Annotated in this window: 22 protein-coding genes; 15 read left to right on the top strand and 7 right to left on the bottom strand. The window is 72.1% G+C overall.

Features of this window, described 5'->3' with window-relative positions; genetic code table 11:
• The first annotated feature begins 63 nt into the window (after positions 1-63).
• Genes I5803_RS19435 through I5803_RS19470 form a run of 8 tightly spaced genes read left to right on the top strand, consistent with a single transcriptional unit; the run spans position 64 to position 7,776 of the window.
• On the top strand, positions 64-630 hold the full coding sequence (locus tag I5803_RS19435; protein WP_196987962.1) for a hypothetical protein: 567 nt from the start codon (positions 64-66) through the stop codon (positions 628-630).
• Positions 631-656: 26 nt separating this feature from the next.
• Entirely contained in the window at positions 657-1,499 is an 843-nt protein-coding gene (locus I5803_RS19440; RefSeq protein ID WP_196987963.1) for a universal stress protein, read from the top strand.
• Positions 1,500-1,521: 22 nt separating this feature from the next.
• Positions 1,522-1,971: a hypothetical protein gene (locus tag I5803_RS19445; protein WP_196987964.1), complete on the top strand. Its 450-nt coding sequence runs from the start codon at positions 1,522-1,524 to the stop codon at positions 1,969-1,971.
• Positions 1,899-4,547 (top strand): magnesium-translocating P-type ATPase, encoded by a 2,649-nt coding sequence (gene mgtA / locus I5803_RS19450; RefSeq protein WP_196987965.1) that lies wholly within the window; start codon positions 1,899-1,901, stop codon positions 4,545-4,547. Before I5803_RS19445 ends, mgtA begins: the two co-directional genes overlap by 73 nt.
• A gap of 56 nt (positions 4,548-4,603) precedes the next feature.
• Positions 4,604-5,008, top strand: a complete 405-nt coding sequence (locus I5803_RS19455; protein WP_196987966.1) for a response regulator — start codon at positions 4,604-4,606, stop codon at positions 5,006-5,008.
• A gap of 10 nt (positions 5,009-5,018) precedes the next feature.
• A complete protein-coding gene (gene fnr, locus I5803_RS19460) occupies positions 5,019-5,798 on the top strand; it encodes a fumarate/nitrate reduction transcriptional regulator Fnr (RefSeq protein WP_231402467.1) in 780 nt (259 codons plus the stop codon).
• A gap of 21 nt (positions 5,799-5,819) precedes the next feature.
• The gene (locus I5803_RS19465) at positions 5,820-6,410 is read left to right on the top strand and encodes a hemerythrin domain-containing protein (protein WP_196987968.1); all 591 of its coding nucleotides are present in this window, start codon (positions 5,820-5,822) and stop codon (positions 6,408-6,410) included.
• A gap of 40 nt (positions 6,411-6,450) precedes the next feature.
• A complete protein-coding gene (locus tag I5803_RS19470; RefSeq protein WP_196987969.1) occupies positions 6,451-7,776 on the top strand; it encodes a trypsin-like peptidase domain-containing protein in 1,326 nt (441 codons plus the stop codon).
• Positions 7,777-7,792: 16 nt separating this feature from the next.
• Here the strand turns inward: I5803_RS19470 and I5803_RS19475 are convergent, their stop codons facing one another.
• The 5 genes from I5803_RS19475 to I5803_RS19495 are packed head-to-tail and all read right to left on the bottom strand — an operon-like array spanning position 7,793 to position 11,342.
• On the bottom strand, positions 7,793-7,987 hold the full coding sequence (locus I5803_RS19475) for a YgaP family membrane protein (protein ID WP_196987970.1): 195 nt from the start codon (positions 7,985-7,987) through the stop codon (positions 7,793-7,795).
• Positions 7,974-8,903, bottom strand: a complete 930-nt coding sequence (locus I5803_RS19480) for a ribose-phosphate diphosphokinase (protein ID WP_196987971.1) — start codon at positions 8,901-8,903, stop codon at positions 7,974-7,976. Before I5803_RS19480 ends, I5803_RS19475 begins: the two co-directional genes overlap by 14 nt.
• Positions 8,903-10,435, bottom strand: a complete 1,533-nt coding sequence (locus I5803_RS19485) for a thymidine phosphorylase family protein (protein ID WP_196987972.1) — start codon at positions 10,433-10,435, stop codon at positions 8,903-8,905. Before I5803_RS19485 ends, I5803_RS19480 begins: the two co-directional genes overlap by 1 nt.
• A gap of 11 nt (positions 10,436-10,446) precedes the next feature.
• The gene (locus I5803_RS19490; RefSeq protein ID WP_196987973.1) at positions 10,447-10,887 is read right to left on the bottom strand and encodes a universal stress protein; all 441 of its coding nucleotides are present in this window, start codon (positions 10,885-10,887) and stop codon (positions 10,447-10,449) included.
• A gap of 14 nt (positions 10,888-10,901) precedes the next feature.
• Positions 10,902-11,342: a universal stress protein gene (locus I5803_RS19495; protein ID WP_196987974.1), complete on the bottom strand. Its 441-nt coding sequence runs from the start codon at positions 11,340-11,342 to the stop codon at positions 10,902-10,904.
• Positions 11,343-11,491: 149 nt separating this feature from the next.
• Here I5803_RS19495 and I5803_RS19500 point away from each other — a divergent pair, with 149 nt between their 5' ends.
• Together I5803_RS19500 and I5803_RS19505 are read left to right on the top strand one after the other, a co-directional pair.
• Complete coding sequence (locus I5803_RS19500) at positions 11,492-12,052, top strand: flavodoxin family protein (RefSeq protein WP_196987975.1); 561 nt, start codon at positions 11,492-11,494, stop codon at positions 12,050-12,052.
• Positions 12,053-12,134: 82 nt separating this feature from the next.
• Entirely contained in the window at positions 12,135-12,626 is a 492-nt protein-coding gene (locus I5803_RS19505) for a phosphoribosyltransferase family protein (protein ID WP_196987976.1), read from the top strand.
• 11 nt (positions 12,627-12,637) lie between these two features.
• On the opposite strand, the gene I5803_RS19510 is transcribed toward I5803_RS19505, so the two are convergent.
• Both I5803_RS19510 and I5803_RS19515 read right to left on the bottom strand, forming a co-directional pair.
• Complete coding sequence (locus tag I5803_RS19510) at positions 12,638-13,513, bottom strand: hypothetical protein (protein ID WP_196987977.1); 876 nt, start codon at positions 13,511-13,513, stop codon at positions 12,638-12,640.
• Position 13,514: 1 nt separating this feature from the next.
• Positions 13,515-14,006 carry a YqaA family protein gene (locus I5803_RS19515; protein ID WP_196987978.1) on the bottom strand — a complete coding sequence of 164 codons (492 nt, stop codon included), beginning with the start codon at positions 14,004-14,006 and terminating at the stop codon, positions 13,515-13,517.
• A gap of 82 nt (positions 14,007-14,088) precedes the next feature.
• Here I5803_RS19515 and I5803_RS19520 point away from each other — a divergent pair, with 82 nt between their 5' ends.
• From I5803_RS19520 to I5803_RS19540, 5 genes are all read left to right on the top strand, one after another.
• Complete coding sequence (locus I5803_RS19520; RefSeq protein WP_196987979.1) at positions 14,089-15,828, top strand: PHA/PHB synthase family protein; 1,740 nt, start codon at positions 14,089-14,091, stop codon at positions 15,826-15,828.
• 63 nt (positions 15,829-15,891) lie between these two features.
• Positions 15,892-16,401 (top strand): universal stress protein, encoded by a 510-nt coding sequence (locus I5803_RS19525; protein ID WP_196987980.1) that lies wholly within the window; start codon positions 15,892-15,894, stop codon positions 16,399-16,401.
• On the top strand, positions 16,398-16,811 hold the full coding sequence (locus I5803_RS19530) for a phasin family protein (RefSeq protein ID WP_196987981.1): 414 nt from the start codon (positions 16,398-16,400) through the stop codon (positions 16,809-16,811). The genes I5803_RS19525 and I5803_RS19530 overlap by 4 nt, the downstream gene beginning before the upstream one ends.
• Positions 16,812-16,827: 16 nt before the next feature.
• Positions 16,828-17,481, top strand: a complete 654-nt coding sequence (locus tag I5803_RS19535) for a BON domain-containing protein (RefSeq protein WP_196987982.1) — start codon at positions 16,828-16,830, stop codon at positions 17,479-17,481.
• Positions 17,482-17,488: 7 nt separating this feature from the next.
• Entirely contained in the window at positions 17,489-20,164 is a 2,676-nt protein-coding gene (locus tag I5803_RS19540; protein WP_196987983.1) for a bifunctional acetate--CoA ligase family protein/GNAT family N-acetyltransferase, read from the top strand.
• Positions 20,165-20,185: the final 21 nt, after the last annotated feature.

Consider the following 20,185-nt stretch of genomic DNA (forward strand, 5'->3'; position numbering starts at 1 on the left):
GCGCATGCGCACGGCTTGACATGGATCAACGCCCGCGCGCCGCGGCGATGCAAAGTCGCTTCCATGGTCCACCGATTCCTTCCCCTGTTGCTCCTGGCGCTGGCCGGGTGCTCCACGCTGCTGCCCTCGGGGAGCACCGACACGCCCGCCGGCTTCGCGAGCTTCGAGGAAGCGCGCGCGGCGGTCGAACGCATCGCGCCGTTCCGCACGCGCACCTCGGAGCTCCAATCGATGGGCTTCGACACCCGGGAGGGGCGCAACGTGACGCTCGTGCCTTACCCGGACATCATGGGGCGGCTCGCACCCTACCAGGGCATGCCGCTCTCGCAGCTGGACCCCGGCGTCGCGCGCTGCATCCAGGCGCAGGCGGCCTGCCGCGGCTGGGTGTTCCACTTCGAGCGGCAGGACAGGAAGCGCGAAGGCAGCTTCTGGCTCGACTTCCTCAACATCCGCCGCGTGACGAACGTCAGGGGCTGGTGGTTCGACGCGCTGATCGTCGAGAGCGAAGGGACCGTGCTCTTCCGCAGCAGCGGCGGCCAGGCCCGCACCGACCGCGTCGAAAAGCAGTTCAACCCGCTCGGACCGTTCCAGCCCGCCGGCGAAGGCGCCGCCACGGTGCTGATCCATTGACGCCCCACCCACTCACCGGAGCCACCATGCAACAGACCTATGCCCAACTGCTCGTCCACCTGGACGCCACGCCGCATGCCGCGCGCCGCCTGTCGGTGGCCCGCGCCATCGCGCAGAAACAAGGCGCCGCCGTCACCGGGCTCTACGCGGTGACGCCGTCGCTCCTCGCGATCCCGTTCGCGTCGGAAGGCGGCGCGAACGCGGCGGCCGTCCTGGCCGAGGTGGACGCCGACCGCTGCAAGGCGGCCCGGGCCATGTTCGATCGCGGCAACGCGACCGACGCCGTGCAGGCGGCGTGGGCGCAGACGGACGAATTCCCGATCGCGTCCAGCTTCGCGCTGCAGGCGCTGCATGCCGACCTGCTGGTGTTCGGGCAGTTCGACGGGACCGACCCTTCGTTCTCGGGCGTGCCGGCCGACTTCATCGAAAGCGTGCTCGCGCAAAGCGGCAAGCCCGCGCTGGTCCTGCCCCACGAGGGCCACGGCACGGTGGCCGGGAACCATGTGGTGATCGCGTGGAAACCCACGCGCGAGGCGGCCCGCGCGGTCGCCGCGGCCGTGCCCCTGCTGCAGCGCGCATCGCGCGTCCACGTGCTTTCCTGGGGCGGCGAGGAGGAGCGCGTCGCAGGCGCGAGCCTCGGCCTCGACGGCTACCTCAAGCTGCGCGGCATCGAGGCGACCTGGCATCGCGAAGGCGGCGCGGAGCCCGCGGAAGTCGGCGACCTGCTGCTGTCGCGGGCTTTCGACCTGGACGCGGACCTGCTCGTCATGGGATGCTACGGCCACAGCCGCGCGCGCGAGTGGGTGCTGGGCGGGGCCTCGCGCACCGTCCTGCGCTCCATGACGCTGCCCGTGCTCATGGCCCACTGAGTCCGCGGGAAGGAAAGGCACCATGTCCGCAAGATTCGCAGCCCTCGCGCTGCTGGCGATGCTGGCCGCGTGCGGCGGAGGGGGCGAGACGCCCGAAGACGTGGCGATGCAGCGCCTCCAGGAAGAGCTCACGCGCTCCTTCCCGGCCGGCACCTACGTGTTCCGCTCGCAGGCCGAGATGGCCGCGGCATGGAACGCCGCGCCGCAGGAGTTCGGCGACGCGAAGCCCATGCCCGCGATCGACTTCTCCCAGTCGATGGTGGTGGGCATCTCGATGGGCGTCGGCATCCGCTGCTTCGTGCCGACCATCACCGCAGTCACCCGCGTGGGCGCCAGCTATACGGTGTCGTACAGGGCGAACGACGGCAGCGGCGGCACCACCCTCGCATGCCTGCACACATGGCGCCTGACCGATTTCGTCGCCGTGCCCGCGCAACCGGGCACGGTGGCCTTCCAGCGGGTCCCGGGCTGACGGCCGGCGACGGCGACTGGTGGCGGCTCGGCCCCGCGGATGCACTGCGCGCCCTGGGAAGCTCACCCGCCGGCCTCGATGCCGCGGACGCCGCGCGCCGGCTCGCGCGCGAAGGCGGCAACCGCCTCGCCGCGGCGCGCCGCAAGTCGCTGGTCGCGAGCCTGGGCCAGCGCCTGCGCAACCCCCTGGTGCTGGTGCTGCTCGCGGCGGGCGCCGTGTCGCTCGCATCCGGGGAGTCGGCGAGCGCCGGGATCATCGGCGCGGTCGTGCTGCTGAGCGTCCTGCTCGACCAGGCGCAGCAGTACCGCGCGCAGGCGGCCGTGGGGCGGCTCGCGCTGAGCATCGCGCTGCGCGCGCGCGTCGTGCGCGGCGGCGCGGACATCGAGGTGGATGCGGCCGACCTCGTGCCGGGCGACGTGGTGCGCCTCACCGCGGGCTCGCTCGTGTCCGCGGACGGCTTGCTGCTGCAGGGGCAGGACCTCTTCGTGCAGCAGTCGGCCCTCACCGGCGAATCGTTTCCGGTGGAGAAGAGGGCGGTGGCCGACCCGTCGGCGCAGGACCCGCAGCAGGCGCCCGCCGCGCTCTTCATGGGCAGCAGCGTCATCTCCGGCGCCGGCACGATGGTGGTGTGCGACACGGGCATGCGCACGCGCATGGGCGCGATCTCGCAGCTCGTGGCGGGCGAACGCGGCGACCAGGCGTTCGAGGCGGACCTCAACCGCTTCGGCGCGTTCATCCTGCGCATCACCATCTTTCTCGTGCTCTTCGTGGTGCTGGTGAGCGGCATGGCGCACCGGCCCTGGCTCGACTCCTTCCTGTTCGCCGTCGCGCTCGCGGTGGGGCTGACGCCGGAGCTGCTGCCGATGGTCGTCACGCTCGGCCTGTCGCGAGGCGCGATGCGGCTCGCGCGTCAGGAGGTGATCGTCAAGCACCTTTCCGCGATGCACAACCTCGGCGCGATGGACGTGCTGTGCACCGACAAGACCGGCACCCTGACGGAGGCGCGCATCGAGCTCGCACGGCACGTGGACATCGAAGGCCGGGACAGCGCCGCAGTGCTGGAGGGCGCCTTCCTCAACAGCTTTTTCGAGTCGGGCATCCGCACGCCGCTGGAGGACGCGGTGCTCGCGCATCGCGGCGTGGACACCGCGGGCTGGCGCAAGATCGACGAGGTGCCCTTCGACTTCGAGCGCCGGCGCCTGTCGGTGCTGCTCGAACGCGGGGACGACCGCCGGCTCATCGTGAAGGGGGCGCCCGAAGACGTGCTGCGTCACTGCGATCGTTACCAGCAGGGCGACGCATTCCCGGCCTGGACGCCGGCGGCGCGCAGGAAGTCGGCGGCCTGCCTGCATGCGCTGGAGTCGTCGGGATTCCGCGTGCTGGGCATCGCGTGGAAATGCGTGCCGCGCACGCTGGAAGACGCGGGGCTGGAGGACGAGAACGCGCTCGTGTTCGCCGGCTTTGCGGCGTTCCTCGACCCGCCCAAGGCCGACGCGGGCGCGGCCATCGCGGACCTGCAGGCGCGCGGCGTGGGCGTGAAGGTGGTGAGCGGCGACAGTGACCTCGTCACGCGACATGTGTGCGAAGCGCTGGGCATGCGCGTCGAGGGCGTGCTGCTGGGACACGAGATCGCCGCGATGGACGACCGCGCGCTCGCGCATCGCGCGCAGGCGTGCAACCTGTTCTGCCGCGTGGACCCGATCCAGAAGAACCGGGTGATCCGGGCGCTGCGCGCGCGCGGCCACGTCGTGGGCTACCTGGGCGACGGCATCAACGACGCGCCCGCGCTCCACAGCGCGGACGTGGGGATCTCGGTGGACTCCGCCTGCGACAGCGCGCGCGCGGCCGCCGATCTCGTGCTGCTGCGCCACGACCTGGGCGTGCTCGGCGCGGCGGTGGGCGAGGGCAGGCGGACCATCGCCAACACGCGCAAGTACATCCTGCTGGGCACCAGTTCCAACTTCGGCAACATGGCCAGCATGGCCGCCGCCGCGGTGTTCCTGCCGTTCCTCCCGATGCTGCCGGTGCAGATCCTGCTGAACAACCTGCTGTACGACGGCGTGTCCGCCGCGCTGCCGCTGGACCGCGTCGATGCGCAGGACGTCGCTGCGCCCGTGCGCTGGGACATCGCCCGCCTGCGGCGCTTCATGCTCGTGATCGGGCCGGTGAGTTCGCTGTTCGACATCGGCCTGTTCGTCGTGCTGCTGCACGTGCTGGATGCCGCCCCCGCGCAGTTCCAGTCGGCGTGGTTCCTCGAATCCCTCGCCACGCAGGTCCTGGCGGTCTTCGTGATCCGCACGCGCGGCCCGGCCATCGCGGGCCGGCCGCATCCCGCCGTGGCGGCCGCCGCCCTCGCCGTGCTCTCGTTCGCGGCGGTGCTGCCCTTCACGCCCCTGGGGGCGTGGTTCGGGCTGGTGGGCCTGCCGGCATCGTTCTACCTCGCCATCACGGGCATGACGGTGAGCTACCTCCTGCTGCTGGAACTCGTCAAGCGCCGCTTCTACCGGTCGCGCGCCGCTAGGAAAATTCCTAGGGCCGCCGGGCATTCGGGAAGCCGCATTCAGGGCCATTCCTAGCGTTCTTTCGTCCGCCGCCGATGTCGCGCGGCGGGGCGTTGGGCCAAAGTTGCGCCATGCCCGACAGCCAGCTTCCCATCCGCGTATTCCTCGCCGACGACTCCGCACTGATCCGCTCGCGCGTCGGCAACCTCCTCGAATCGAAAGGCGCGCTGATCGTGGGGGAGGGCGAGACGCCCCGCGGCTGCATCGCCTCGATCCTGGCGCTCCGGCCCGACGTCGTCGTGCTGGACGTGCAGCTCGAGGGCGGCACGGGCCTGGAGGTCTTGCAGGCGGTACGGCCCGCCGCGCCGGGTGTCGCTTTCGTCGTCTTCACCAACAACTCCGCGCAGGCCTATCGCACGCGCTACCTGAAAGCAGGCGCGGCGCGCTTCCTGGACAAGGGCAGCGACTCGGGCCAACTCGCCCAGGCCGTCGCCGTCGCCGCCCGCCAACCCGATTCAACGAACGCCAATCCGTAGGAGGATGATCATGAACGCAGCCACTCTCGAAGCCCCCGTCACGTTCACGCGGCAACTGCCGGTGCGCGACATCCGCGTCGCCGCGCCGCTCAAGACGCAATGCTCCGCCTGCCACCTGAAGGAGCTGTGCCTGCCCTGCGGCATGACGGGCGACGACGTGGTGCGCCTGGACGGCCTGCTCTTCGGGCGCCGCAAGGTGAAGCTGGGCCAGCCGCTCTACCATGAGGGCGACCGCTTCCAGTACATCTACGCCGTGCGCAGCGGCACCTTCAAGTCCAGCCTCACGCTGCAGGACGGGCGCGACCAGGTCACCGGCTTCCACATGGCCGGCGAGCTGATGGGGCTCGACGGCGTCGCGCAGGGACACCATGCGAGCGGCGCGACGGCCCTCGAGGACGCGGAGATCTGCGCCATCCCCTACGAGCACCTGAACGAGCTGTCGGCAGCCCACAGCAACATGCACCACCTGGTGAGCCGCCTCATGAGCCGCGAGATCGTGCGCGAGCACAGCCTGATGATGCTGCTCGGGAGCATGAACGCGGAGGAGCGCCTCGCGGCCTTCCTGCTGAACCTGTCGCAGCGCATGAAGGCCCGCGGCTACTCGGCCAGCGAGTTCCACCTGCGCATGTCCCGCGCCGAGATCGGCAGCTACCTCGGCATGAAGCTCGAGACGGTGAGCCGCACCTTCTCCGCGTTCCAGCAGCGCGGCCTGCTGGAAGTGGACAAGCGCCACATCCGCATCCTCGACCTCGCGGGCCTGTCGCGGGCCCTCGACATGCGCATCCACTGAACGCAACCAGAGGTCAACCCCATGCCCCATAGCTGCACACAGATCATCCGGGAGGAGCATTCGGCCGTGGCCGCCATGCTGCGTTCGCTGAAGATGATGATCGCCAACGGCCCCGGCGACCAGCCCGAGCGTTTCTTCGACGTGCTGCGCGCCATGCTGTTCTACATCGACGAATTTCCGGAGAAGCGGCACCACCCCAAGGAGTCGGACCTGCTCTTTCCCCGCATCGCCCGCGCGGTGCCGGCGCTCATGCCCGTGATCCGCAAGCTCGAGGCGGACCACATGCGCGGCGAGGGCAAGGTGCGGGAACTGCAGCACCTGCTGCTCGCCTGGGAGCTGGTCGGCGATTCGCGCCGCCCGATCTTCGAGGACGCCGCGGAAAAGTACGCCGCCTTCTACCTCGAGCACATGCGCGTGGAGGAGACGCAGCTGCTGCCCGGCGCCGAAGAGGCGCTCACGAGCAAGGAGTGGAAGGAGCTCGACCTGGCCTTCGAGCAGGACCGGGACCCGCTCGCCGGCGGCGTGCGCGACCCGGTCTACGACCGCCTCTTCACGCGCATCGTCATGGCGGCGCCCGCGCCGATCGGCGTCGGGCCCGAGCTGCATGCCTGAGCCGCGGGGCGGGCGGCCGGCCCGCGTTGCCGCCCTCGCCATGGCAGCAGCGCTCTTCGCGGCGCCGGCATCCGCCTCCGACGACCCGTGCGCCGTGCCCCGGCCCCCGGGCGCGACGCGCAGTTTCTCCGCGGCGGCCGCGCGCACCGCGCCGGCGGTGGTGAGCGTGCTCGTCATCCGGCCCCGGCGCGTCGATTCCGTCTTCGGCGGGCCCGACCGCACGCCGCCGTTTCCCGACGCGCCGCTCGAGCGGTCCTTCGCCTCGGGCTTCATCCTGTCGCCCGATGGGTTCGTCGCCACCAGCGCGCATGTGGTGTTCGATGCGCGGGAGACCTGGATCGCGATGGCCGACGGGCGCAGGCTGCAGGCGCGCGTCGCCGGCTTCGACCGCGATGCCGACGTCGCCCTGCTGAAGGTCGAGGCGTCGGGCCTGCCGGCCGCGCCGCTCGAGCCGCAGCGCCGCGTGTGCCCCGGCGAATGGGTCGCCGCGATGGGCGCGCCCTTCGGCTTCGAGCACACGGTGACCGCGGGTGTGGTGAGCGCCTACCCGCGCTTCCTGCCCGGCGGCAGCGTGCTGCCGCTCATCCAGACGGACGTGGCGATCAACCCCGGCAGCTCCGGCGGCCCGCTGTTCACGTCAGACGGCGCCGTCGTCGGGATGAACTCGCTGATCTATTCGGACAACGGCATCTTCGCCGGCGTGTCGTTCGCGTTGCCGGCCGACCAGGTCCTGCGCATCGTGTCGCGCATCCGCGCGGGCCGCTCGCGCCGCGCCGAGCTCGGCGTGGTGACGCAGCCCGTCACCGCGGACCTCGCGCGCGCGTTCGGGCTGGGCGAGACGGGCGGCGCGCTCGTCGTGAAAGTCGCGCCGGGCAGCGCCGCGGAAGCCGCCGGCCTTCGCAGCGGCGACGTGCTGGTCGCCACAGGCTCGCGGCGCACGGCCTCGCACGCGCAGATCGAGGAAGAATTCTCCGCGTTGAAGCCCGGCGAATCGCTGGCGCTGCGGCTGTGGCGTGGCGAGGCGATGTCCACCGTGCGCGTGCATGCGCAGGCTGCGCGCACGCAGGCCGATGCGTCGCCCACCGCGCGGACGGCCCCGGAGATCCGGCTCGGCCTGGGGCTTGCGCCGGCCGGCGCGACCGCGGGCCTGCCGGCGGGCGTCTACGTCGACGACGTCGTCGGCTCCAGCCTGCTCGCCGGCATCGAGCCCGGCGACCGCATCACGGCGGTCAACGGCATCCCGGTCGCCACCGCGTCGGAGTTCGACGCGGCGCTGCGCGCCGCCGCGGACAAGCCCACGGTGGCCCTGCTGGTCGAGCGCGGCGGCGTGGCCTCGTACGTCCCGGTCGACCGACTGGGGCGGTGACGCGGCGCGGCGCGAACTACCTGGTGGACGCCGGGCAGGTCGAGATGCCGAGCAGGCTGTACAGTGGGCACATGCCGGCCGCGCCCGTGACGAGCGGCACGACGCCGATATAGCCCCACGCGCCGATGGTGCCGAAGTAGGCGAGGGCGATCAGCGCGAGGCCGGCGATGACGCGCAGGCTGCGGTCCAGGGTACCTTCATTGACTTTCATGGGGATGCCTTTCAGGGTGGGTTGAGGAAACGGGGACGGACGCGAGCCGCCTGACCGCCTGCGCGAGCAGGGGGGCCAGGCCGATCGCGTTGGACGCGTGGGCAATCGAATCGCAGCTGGCGAAGCGGGTGACGCCCGCGGCCATGAGCTTCCACACCGCGTCGCCTTCCGGCAGCGCGTGAACGGCGACGCACACGGGCGGCCGCGCGCCGGCGCGCGCGAGCGCCTCCACCGCGGCGAGCAGGGTGGCGCCGGAGGAGACGATGTCGTCGAGCAGCACCGGCGTGCGGGACTTCCAGTCCACGCCCGCGGGCGCGCGCACGCTGACCTGCCGGTCGCCGTGCCGCACCTTCTCCATCACGGCCCACGGCGCGCCGCACAGCAGCGCGGCCTGTTCGACCCAGGGCGCGCTCTCGGCGTCCGGCCCGATGAGCAGCGGGTCCGCGACGTGGTCGGCGATCCAGGGCGCGATGGCGGGCGCGGCGCTCACGGCCTGCGCGCGGATCGGGTAGATCTCGCCCAGGCTGCGCCAGCGGTGCAGGTGCGGATCGACCGTCGCGAGGAAATCGAGCGACGACGACAGCAGCCTCGCATAGCTGCGCGAGCTCACCGCTTCGCCGGGATTGAAGCGGCGATCCTGCCGCAGGTAGGCCAGGTAGGGCGCGGCCAGGCCGACCTGCGACGCGCCCAGCTCGCGCGCGCAATCGGCCGCGAAGAGCAGCGGCAGCGTGCGGGCATCGGGGTCGTTCAGGCTGCCCGCGAACACCACGCAGCGCCCCTTCACGGGCACGTCGATGCGCACCAGCGATTCCCCGTCGGGGAAGCGGTGCACGGCCAGCTCGCTCCAGTCGGCCCCGAGGCACTGCGCGATGCCGGCCGCGATGCGCGCGGCGCCGGGAAGGGCGATCACGAGCATCAGTCGTCCTCGATCACGTGGACCGCGTCGTGCTGCGCGTGCGCATAGTCGGCGGCGTAGGCCAGCGCGCCCGGCGAGCCGGCATGCAGCGTGTACAGCGGCTGGCCGCGCTCGACGAACTCGCCCGTGCGCACGTGCAGGTCGATGCCCGCGCACGGTGTCTTGGGCGCGCCGGCGAGCTTGGCGACGCGCGCGAGGCGGCGGTTGTCCATGCCGATCACCGTGCCGCTGCGCGGCGCGACGATCTCCTGGCGGCACGGCGCCACCGGCGGCTCGCGCATGCCGCCCTGCGCCTCGCAGATCTCCTGGAACTTGCGCCATGCGCGGCCGTCCTTCAGCACGGCCTCGGCAACGCTCGCGCCCGTACCCGCCGCCGCCGCGTTCCCCATCTCCAGCAGTTCTCCGGCCAGCATCGCCGCGCGCTGCGCGAGGTCGGCCGGGCCGCCCGGGTCGCCGCGCAACACGGCGAGCACGTCGCGCGCTTCCAGCGCGGGCCCGATGCCGCGCCCGACGGGCGCGAGGCCGTCCGTCTGCGCGACGCGCACGTGCAGGCCCATCGCCTGGCCCACGTCTCGCAGCGCGCGCGCGAGGACGCTGGCGGCATGCACGCCGCGCACCTTGGCCGTGGGGCCGACGGGCATGTCGATGAGCACGTGCGTCGCGCCCGCGGCCGCCTTCTTGGAGAGGATGGACGCCACGAGCTGGCCCTGGCTGTCGAGGTCCAGCGGCCGCTCGACGCGGATCAGGACGTCGTCGGCCGGGCTCAGGCGCACCGCCCCGCCCCAAACGATGCAGCCGCCGGTGCGCTCGACCACGCGCTGGATGTGGGGCACGTCCAGGTCTACGGGCGCGAGCGTTTCCATCGTGTCCGCGGTGCCGGCCGGCGAGGTGATCGCCCGCGAGGACGTCTTGGGCATGCGCAGTCCGCAGGCCGTGGCGATGGGAACGACGAGCATCGTGGTGCGATTGCCGGGGATGCCGCCCACGCAGTGCTTGTCCATCACCGGGCCTTCGCTCCAGTGCATGCGCTCGCCCGCGCGCACCATCGCGCGGGTGATCGCGACGGTTTCTTCCAGGTCCAGCAGGTCGCCCGCGCACGCGGTGACGAAGCAGGCGAGCTGCAGGTCCGAATAGCGGCCCGCCGCGATGTCGGTGATGACGGCGTCGGCCGCGGCCTGCGTCAGCCGCCGGCCGTACACCTTGGCGCGAACGTGCCCGAGCGACTCCAGCGGCGGCGGATGGCGCAGCGACGCCACGTCGCCCCCCGAGGCGCCGAGCAGGCGCCACGCCGCCTCCGACAGGCCGGCCTCGTCGGGCGACAGGAAGTCGCCGCTCACGACGTTGAGCGTCGCGACGATGGTGCGGCCGCCCAGGCCGACCTCGACGCGGGACTGCGCCTCGAAGCCCTCGGAGTGGCACACGTGGCAGCCGCTGTGCATGTACAGGACCGGCTCCTGGTAGGTGTCGATGCCCATGCGGCGCAGCCGCAGCGTGCCCGGGGGAGCGGGCGGGGTCGCGTCGTTCATGGCCATGCGCGCGCGCCTCAGCGCGCGACGAGGACGGGCACGGGCGACTGCGTCACGAGCTTGTTCGCGACGCTGCCGAGCAGCAGTCCCGCGGCGCCGCCGCGCCCGTGGGAGCCCGCGACGACCAGGTCGCACTGCTCGTCCTGCGCCGTGCGCAGGATGCCCTTCGCCGCGGCGACGTCCTCCACCAGCCGCAGTTCCACCGGCACCGGCGGCTCGGCCGCGGCGCACAGCTGCACCACCTGCGAATGGGCCACGGCGGCGTGGTCGCGCGCGCTCGACAGGTACGCGTGCAGCCCCATCGGGTTGGTGTCGCCCAGGCCGAGGTAGGGGTAGGGGTCCACCACGTATACGACCGTGAGTTTCGCGTGGTGCGCCGATGCGAGGCGGACGGCGAGCTTCGCCGCGTGCGCGGAGGCGGCGGAGCCGTCGGTGGCCAGCAGGATGTTGCGGAACATGGATGCCCCGGCGCTCATTCCTCTTCGGCGCGGATGGTGAGCACCGGCACCTTCGCCTCGCGGATGATCTGCTCCGCGCCGCTGCCGAGCACCATGCGGCTGAAGCCGCGGCGCCCGTGCGTGCCGAGCACGACGAGATCAGCGTTCCAGTCCTGCGCTTCCTTCGCGACGGTGGCGCCCAGGCGCTGCGCCGGCTCGTCCACCATGCGGGTGTCCACTTCGACGCCGGCGGACTTGGCGATCTCCAGCGCGTCGGCGAGCACCTTGGTGGCCGCGTCGCGCACGGCGTCCATCAGCGCGGGGCTGTAGCCGTAGACGTTGATGTACACGAGCTCGTCGATGGCGTGCAGCAGGCGCACGCGGGCGCCGAGCTCGCGCGCGAGCTGCAGCGCCTGCGTCAGGGCCTTGTTGGAGGTGGTGCTGCCGTCGACCGGCACGAGGATGCGTTTGAACATGGCGGACTCCGTTGGGTTGAGGGTGAATCCATGGTGGACCCTGCCCGGCCGCAGGCAGTTGATGCGGATCAAACGCCCCCGGGATTGATGGAAGTCAATCCGCGCGGGCGCCATCTCCCTATCCTCGAAGGACCCCCAGGAGAACCTCGATGGAACACGCTCTCGTCGTCTGCTATTCCCACACCGGCGTCTCGCTGCGCCTGGCCGACCTCCTTTGCTCCCACACGGGGTGGCCCATGGGTGTCGTTACCGACGAGCGGCCTCGCTCGGGCGCGAGCGGCACCCTGCGCTGCATCGCGGATTCGCTGCTGCGCCGGCAGCCGGCCATCCGCTACGAAGGCCCCGACCCGTCGAACTTTCGCACCGTGGTCCTCGTGTCGCCGGTCTGGATGCGCGGGCTGAGCGGCCCGATGCGCACCTTCGTCGCGCAGTACGCGAGAAGGCTGCACCGCGTGGCCGTGATCGTCACGATGAACACGGGTGGCTGGGAAAACGTGGTCGCCGAAATCGCCGCCAGGACGGGCCCGGCGCCCTACGTGAGCGCGAACGCGATGGTCAAGGCGGCCTTCACGTCGAAGGAGATCGAGGCCGACGGCTTCGGCGGCCGCCTGGAGGAATTCGCGCGGCGGCTGCAGCCGGGCGCGGCGATGCCGTCCCGCGCGCCCGCGCCCTTCGTGGCGATCCATCCTGGCGAAAGCGCCGGCACTTGACGTCCGTCAATGCGCGGCGCGGCACGCGCTCTAGAGTGAAGCCGTCACCGCAGCGGGATGCGCTGCCGGAGTTGCACCCACCATGTTCATCGATCGCGAAGATGCCGCCACGCGCCTGGCCGTGGCCCTGGCCGGCCATGCGGGCTCGCGGCCGGTCGTGCTCGCGCTCACGCCCGGCGCCGCGGTCATCGGGCGCTCCCTCGCGGCGTCGCTGGGCGGCGAGCTCGACACCCTCTGCGCGCCGCAGCGCCGCGCGCCGGACCTGGCGGGACGCACCGTGATCCTGCTCGACGAGGGCATGGCCACCGGGTCGCCCATGCGCACGGCGCTGCGTGCCGCCCGCGCGAAGTGCCCGGCGCAGCTCGTCTGCGCCGTTCCGGTGGCGTCGGCGCAGGCGCTCGAGTTCGTGAAGGATTTCGCCGACGAGGTCGTGTGCCTGCACAAGCCCGTGGTCTTCGACAGCGTCAGGCAGTGGTATCGCCACTTCCCCCCGGTCGCGCTGGAGGAAGCCGAAGCCGCCCCCCGCCGCGAGATCCTGCACCTGCCCGCCGACGCGGCGGCGCGCGCGGCCTGACCCTTGCGGGTTCAGGGCGTCTCGGCGAGCCGGCGGTACTCCGCGCGCTTCATCGCCACATAGTCCGCGCGTTCCACTTCGTGCAGCTGCCGCGCATAGCGCTCGGTGGCATCGAACCAGCAGGCCAGCCTGTCCTCCAGCGCACTCGCGGGCGCGACGGCGTGGCAGCGCAGGGCGAGGAGGTAGCGCATCACGTTGCGTTCCGCCACGCCGCGCATCCCGCCCACGGGGCGCGGCTCGGCGCCGGGGGATTCGCGCTCGACGCTGAAGCCGACCTTGTCGCGCCCGACCGTCGCGAGATAGAAGTGCATCGCGAGATGGCTCGCGCCGCCATAGGAGAAGCTGTAGCCCATGTGCAGGAAGGTGCGTCCGCCCTCCCCGGGGATGGCCTCGACGACGAGGGCGTAGTCCCGCGTGTCGTACGGCCCGTCCGGCGCGGCGAGCTCGGCCACGGCGTAGTCCGCGCGCGCGACCGCGGTGACCCACGCGAAGTTCAGGCGCGTGGCCGAGCGCACGGGCTGCTCGCTCTTGCGGCCGACGTACAGCTCGATGTGCGGCACGCCGCCCGGGCCGCCTTCGCGGCAGTACTTGTTGTTCAGGTGCAGCATCAGCATGGCGCACCACTGCGCCCGGTCGGCCAGCAGCTGCGACACCTGCGCGAAGGGCAGGTCCAGCACGGCGTAGGCATGGCCCGCGACTTGGTGCGGGCCTTCCACCGAGCGCACGAGCAGCGGCTCGCCGAAGGCATTGGCGGCGAGCTCCGGCGCGAAGGCCTGGCGGGCCTTGGCGAGGCCCACGGAGCCCAGCGGCGCGGCGTGCGCCGCCGGGGCGAGCCAGAGCGCGGCGCCCAGGAGGGCGGCCAGCGTGGCGTTGAAGACGGATCGCATGTCAACCTCCATGAAGCGAAAGGCTGCCGGGGAAATAGTGCATCAGCACCGCGGTCATGACGACGTAGCGCAGCGCCTTTCCCGCCAGCATGTAGCCGGTGCACGGCCAGAACGGCAGGCGAAGCCAGCCCGCGAGCGCGCAGAGCGGGTCGCCCACGACGGGCAGCCAGGACAGCAGGCAGGCGCGCGGCCCGAGCTTCGCGAGCAGCGACAGCGCCCGCGTGCGCGTGCGCGCGCCGGACACGCGCTGCGCGGCCGTGTGTGCGGCACTGCCCATCCACCAGTCCACCATGCCGCCCGCCGTGTTGCCGAGCGTCGCCACCGCGACCGCCGGCCAGAAGAGACCGGGATCGAGCTTGAGCAGGCCGAAGAGCGCGGGCTCGGAGCCGAGCGGCACGAGCGTGGCCGAGATGAACGCGACGACGAAGAGCGTCGACAGCCCGTATTCGGGCAGCGCGAGCGTGCCGAGGAGGGATTGGAGCCAGGGGGCCATGGGCCGAATGTAGGCTTCGCGCGTGCGCGGGACTTGACCTGGAGCAAAGAACAGGCGCGCCGCCCTTCGGACAATCGATCGCATGCCCGTGCCGTCCCCCCATTCGCCCGACCCGCTCGACCTGCCGCTCAAGCTGTGGCTCGCGCGGGTGGCGCACGGCGTCTCGCCCTCTTCGCTGGCGCTGGCCTACGCGGACTGGTTCAACCATGCGCTCGCCTCGCCCTCGCACCAGGCGCGCCTTTCGGCCAGCGCGCTGCGCAAGTGGCTTGCCTGGCTGGCGTATGCGCGGCATGCCTGGCACGGGGACTGTCCGCTGTGCGTGGCGCCCGCGGGCAACGACAAGCGATTCGATCCGCCCGAGTGGGGCCGGCCGCCCTTCAGCATCCTCGCGCAGGGCTTCCTGCTGCAGGAGCAGTGGTGGCAGGAGGCGATGACCGGCGTGCAGGGCGTGTCGGCGCACCACCAGGACGTCGCCGCCTTTGCGACGCGCCAGTGGCTGGACATGTGGTCGCCCTCGAACTTCGTCGCGAGCAACCCGCAGGTGCTCGCCGAGACCTGGCGGAGGGGCGGCATGAACCTCGCAGAGGGCGCGGCCAACTGGGCCCGCGATGCGATGGCCGTCCTGTCCGACGGCCCGCCGCGCGGCGTGGAAGATTTCGTGCCCGGGCGTGCGACGGCGCTCACGCCCGGCAAGGTGGTCTTTCGCAACTCGCTGGTGGAGCTGATCCAGTACGAGCCCGCGACCCCGAAGGTGTGGGCCGAGCCCGTGCTGGTGGTCCCCTCGTGGATCATGAAGTTCTACATCCTGGACCTCACGCCCGGCGACTCGCTCGTGGAATACCTGGTGTCGCAGGGCCACACGGTCTTCATGGTGTCATGGCGCAACCCCGGCAGCGCCGACCGCGAACTGGGGATGGACGATTACCTGCAGCTCGGCGTGATGGAGGCGATCGCGGCGGTGCGCCGCGCCGTGCCCGGCGCCCGCGTGCACGCGGCGGGGTATTGCCTCGGCGGCACCCTGCTGGCCATCGGCGCTGCGCTGCTCGGCGGGCGCAGGGACAACCCCCTCGCGAGCGTCTCGCTGCTCGCCGCGCAGACCGACTTCCACGAACCCGGGGAGCTCGGCCTGTTCATCGACGAGAGCCAGATCGCCTTCCTGGAAAGCGTGATGGCCGAACACGGCTACCTGGACGGCCGGCAGATGGCGGGCGCGTTCCAGCTGATCAACTCCAAGGACCTCGTGTGGTCCAAGCTCGTGCACGAATACCTCATGGGCGCGCAAAGCCCGATGACGGCCATGCGCGCGTGGAACGCGGACGCCACGCGCCTGCCGGCCCGCATGCACAGCGAATACCTGCGCAGGCTCTACCTGCACAACGACCTGGCCGAAGGCCGCTACACCGCGCAGGGCCAGGCGGTGCGGCTCGATGCGATCGACCTGCCGATGTTCGTCGTCGCCACGCAGCGCGACCACGTGTCGCCCTGGCGCTCGGTCTACAAGGTACTCGGCGCCGTGCGCTCGCCGGTGACGATGGCGCTCGCCTCGGGCGGGCACAACGTGGGCATCGTGAGCCCGCCCGGCGGCCCCATGGCCGATCCGCAGGCGAGCTTCCGGCTCGCTTCCCACGGCGTGGGGCAAGCGCCGGCCGACCCCGACGCGTGGCTGCGCGCCACGGCGGCGCGGCGCGGCTCGTGGTGGCCCGCCTGGTCGAAGTGGCTGGCGGGACATTCCGGCGCGCGGGTCAAGCCGCCGGCGCTGCGGCCTTTGCTCGACGGCGGCGCGCCGGTGGCGGCACCCGGCACCTACGTCCTGCAGAAATAGGCACTTCGCGCGCGGTTGACGTGGATCAAAACACGAAGAGGTGCCCGGCGCAAAGATGGGTGCATGCACTTCGACCGCATCCTCGTCGCCTTCGACGGCAGCCCCGCAGCCGAGCTCGGCCTGCGTGAGGCCGTGCGCCTGGCGCAGCAACACCGGGGCCGCCTGCGCCTCATCCACGTAATGGACGAACTCGCCTGGACGAACGGCTTCGAGACCGCCGCCGCCTGGCTGGACGACGTCCAGCCGCGCATGCGCCGTGCGGGCGAGGCGCTGCTGGCCCGGGGCTGCGCGGCCGCCGCCGCGCACGGCGTGGCGGCCGACAGCAAGCTCGTCGCGCCGACGCTGGACCGCGTCTGCGAGGAAGTCGCGCGCGAAGCGCTCGCGTGGCCCGCCGACCTGATCGTCGCGGGCTGCGAATCGCGCACGGGCATGGACCGCCTGCTGCTGGGCAACGAGGCCGAGCAGATCGCGCGGCATGCGCCCGTGCCGGTCCTGCTGGTCAAGGACACGAGCCGCCATGCGCCGCTCGCCGCATTCGAAATTTCCCACTCCGCGAAAGGAACCGCCTCATGAAAGCCGCCCGCAATCCCCCTGCAGCCGCCGCCACGTTCGGCATCCCCATCCCCTGGAACCTCGCGTCGGACCAGCAGCGCCAGCAGCTGGCCGTGGCGACCGAGAGCGCGTGCGCGGTGTTCCGCGGCTTCGAAGCCATCCGCAAGATCCAGGAGCGTGCCGCGCACCAGGCGCTGCACACCTATTCGACCGCCGCCGAAAAGCTCAAGGGCCCCTGCGACCCGCAGGACGTGATGGGCATCCAGTCCCACCTGATGCGCTTCGACATGGAAAGCGCGACGCAGTACTGGCAGCAACTCGCCGCCGCCACCATGGAAATGCAGGCGCAGCTGATGAACTGCGGGACCCACCTGATCAACACCGACGCGGTGCTCGAGGCAGTCCGGGCGCCGCTGATGGGCGAACACTGACCGAAGGAGCAATCACATGAAGACCGACATGCAACTCAAGGACGACGTCACGGCCGAGCTCGCCTGGACGACGGGCGTCGATGCCGCCGGCATCGGCGTGGCCGTCAAGGACGGCATCGTGACCCTCAGCGGCACCCTCGCGACCTTCGCGGAGAAGCACCTGGCGGAAGCCGCCGTGCGCCGCGTCGCCGGTGTGCGCGGCGTGGCGCTGGACCTGGAAGTGCAGCTCGCGCCGGGCCACAAGCGCAACGACTCGGAGGTCGCGCAGGCGGCCGTCAACGCGCTGAACTGGAGCGTGCTCGTGCCCCATGAGCGCGTGAAGGTGCAGGTGGAGAACGGCTGGGTGACGCTGTCGGGCGAAGTGGACTGGGGCTACCAGCAAGTGGCCTGCGAACAGTGCGTGCGCCCGCTCATCGGTGTGCGCGGGGTGATCAACGACATCGTCGTGAAACCGCACGCGTTGCCCAGGGACCTGCGCGACCAGATCGCCGCCGCGCTCGAGCGCCATGCGGAGCGCGAGGCGAAGCACATCCAGATCGAGGTCGACGGCGGCGTGGTGACGCTCAAGGGCGTGGTCCATTCGCTGCGCGAGCGCGACGCGGCCGTGGGCACCGTCGGCGCCGCCAAGGGCGTGTCGCGCGTGGTGGACCGGCTGGAAGTCGTCGCCTGAACGCGCCGTGAGCGTCCGCAACCTCGATTCGCTGTTCCGGCCGCGTTCCATCGCGGTGGTCGGCGCATCCGACCGCGCGGGCAGCATCGGCCGCGTCGTGCTGGCGAACCTCAAGCGAGGCGGGATCCGCGGGCCGGTGTGGGCCGTGAACCGGCGCCATGCGACGGTGGACGGCGGCCCTGCGTTCGCCGACGTGGACCAGCTGCCGTCCGCGCCCGATCTCGCGGTCATCTGCACGCCCGCCGCCACGGTGCCCGCGATCGTCGCGGCGCTGGGCCGCAGGGGCACGCGCGCCGCGATCGTCATGTCCGCCGGCCTGAAGGACAGGGATCCGGGGGGCGAAGGAACCCTGGAGCAGGCCATGCTCGATGCGGCGCGGCCGCACCTGCTGCGCGTGCTCGGCCCCAACTGCATCGGCGCGCTCGTGCCGGGGTGGAAGCTCAACGCGAGCTTCGCCCCCGGCGGCGCGATGCCCGGCACGCTCGCCTTCGTGACGCAGTCCGGCGCACTCGCCACGGCAATGCTGGACTGGGCGAACGAGCGCAGCATCGGCTTCTCGCATTTCGTCTCGCTCGGCGACAGCGCCGACGTGGATTTCGGCGACGTGATCGACTACCTCGCGAGCGACGCCGACACGCGCGCGATCCTGCTCTACATCGAATCAGTGAAACACGCGCGCAAGTTCATGTCCGCCGCGCGCGCGGCGGCGCGCAACAAGCCGGTGATCGTGGTGAAGGCCGGCCGCACCCCGGACGCCGCGAAGGCGGCGGCGTCCCACACCGGCGCGCTCGCGGGATCGGACGCCGTGTTCGACGCCGCCGCGCGCCGCGCGGGCATGCTGCGCGTGGACACGCTCGAAGCCCTCTTCGACGCCGCGCAGACGCTCGCGTACCCGCATCCCTGGCGGGGCGCGAACCTCGCAATCCTCACCAACGGCGGCGGCGCGGGCGTGCTCGCGGCCGACGCGTTGTCGCTCGGCGGCGGCCGGCTCTCGCGGCTGTCCGACGCCACGATGCGCGCGCTGGACGCCTGCCTTCCGGCGACCTGGTCGCACGGCAACCCGGTGGACATCGTGGGCGACGCGCCGGCCGGGCGCTACGCGAAGGCGCTGGAGGCGCTGCTGGCCGCGAGCGAGGTCGATGGCGTGCTGTTCATCCACGCGCCCACGGCCATCGTGCCCGCCGGCGACATCGTGGCCGAGATGCTGCCGTCGATCCGCGGTGCGGCCAAGCCCGTGCTCTCCACCTGGATGGGCGGCAAGGCCGTGGAGGGCGCGCGCCGCACGTTCAGCTACGAGGGCCTGCCCTGGTACAGCACGCCCGAGCGCGCCGCCGCCGCATGGCTGCAGCTGGCCGACTGGCACCGCAACCAGGCGGCGCTGCAGGAAGCCCCGGCGGAGAGCGCGGAATTCGCGCCGGAGCGCGAGCGCGCGCTGGCGATCGTGAACGAGGGCATCGCCTCGGGACGCGCGTGGCTGGACCCGGCGCAGGCGCATTCGCTGCTGGCCGCCTACGGCATTCCCGCGATCCCCACAACCCTGGCGCGCGACGCCGACGAGGCGGTGGCCGCCGCGGCGCGCATGGGTTATCCCGTGGCGCTGAAGGTCGTGTCGCAGGAAGTCGTGCACAAGAGCGATGTCGGCGGCGTGGCGCTGGGCATCGCCAACGCGGGCGAATTGCACGCGGCCATCGTGCGCATGCGCCAGCAGGTCGCGCGGGCCCGGCCGGATGCGTCCATCCTCGGCTTCGCGGTGCAGCCCATGGTCAAGCGCCAGAATGCGCGCGAGCTGATCGCGGGACTCGCGAGCGACCCGGTGTTCGGCCCCGTGCTGCTGTTCGGCAAGGGCGGCGTGGAGGTCGAGCAGTCCGGCGCGCACGCGATCGCGCTGCCGCCGCTCAACCCGGTGCTGGCGCGCGACCTGCTCGCCCGCAGCGGCACGCGCCCGCTCCTGGAGGCGCACCGCGGCCAGCCCGCCGCGCGCGAGGAGGCGATCGTCGACACGCTCGTGCGCCTGGCCCGCATGGCGTGCGACCTGCCCGCCATGGCGGAGCTCGACATCAATCCGCTGGTCGCCAACGAGGAAGGGGTGCTGGCGCTGGATGCGCGCGTTCGCCTGAGGCTGCCGGGCGAAGCGGCGGGAGCGCCCACCGCGATCCGCCCCTATCCGGCGGCGCTGGAAGAGCAGGTGGAAGTCGCCGGCACGACACTGCTGGTGCGGCCGATCCGTCCCGGCGACGCGGCCCGCCTGAAGCAGTTCTATTCGAAGGCGACGCCGGACGACATGCGGCTGCGCTTTTTCATGGCGCGGCGCGACGTGCCGGCGTCCGAGCTCGCGCGCTACAGCCAGATCGACTACGACCGCGAGATGACCTTCGTCGCGCTCGCCCCGCAGGACGGCGACGTGCCCCCTCAGATGGCGGGCGAGGTGCGGGCCGTCTGCGACCCTGACAACCTGCGTGCGGAGTTCGCGATCCAGGTCGCGTCGGGGTGGCAGCACAAGGGCCTCGGCCGCATCCTGCTCGCCAAGCTCGTGGGCTACCTGCGCGCCCGCGGGACGGCCGAGGTATGGGGCCAGTGCCTGCCGGAGAACGTCGCGATGGCGGCACTCGCGCGGGAGATGGGTTTTCGCGTCGCGCCGGCGGGCGAGGCCACATCGCTGCACCTGGACCTGCGCGGGGGCTGAGGCCCGCGCGCGGCCCGGGCG

Source organism: Caenimonas aquaedulcis (assembly GCF_015831345.1).
Classification (GTDB): Bacteria; Pseudomonadota; Gammaproteobacteria; order Burkholderiales; family Burkholderiaceae_C; genus Ramlibacter; species Ramlibacter aquaedulcis.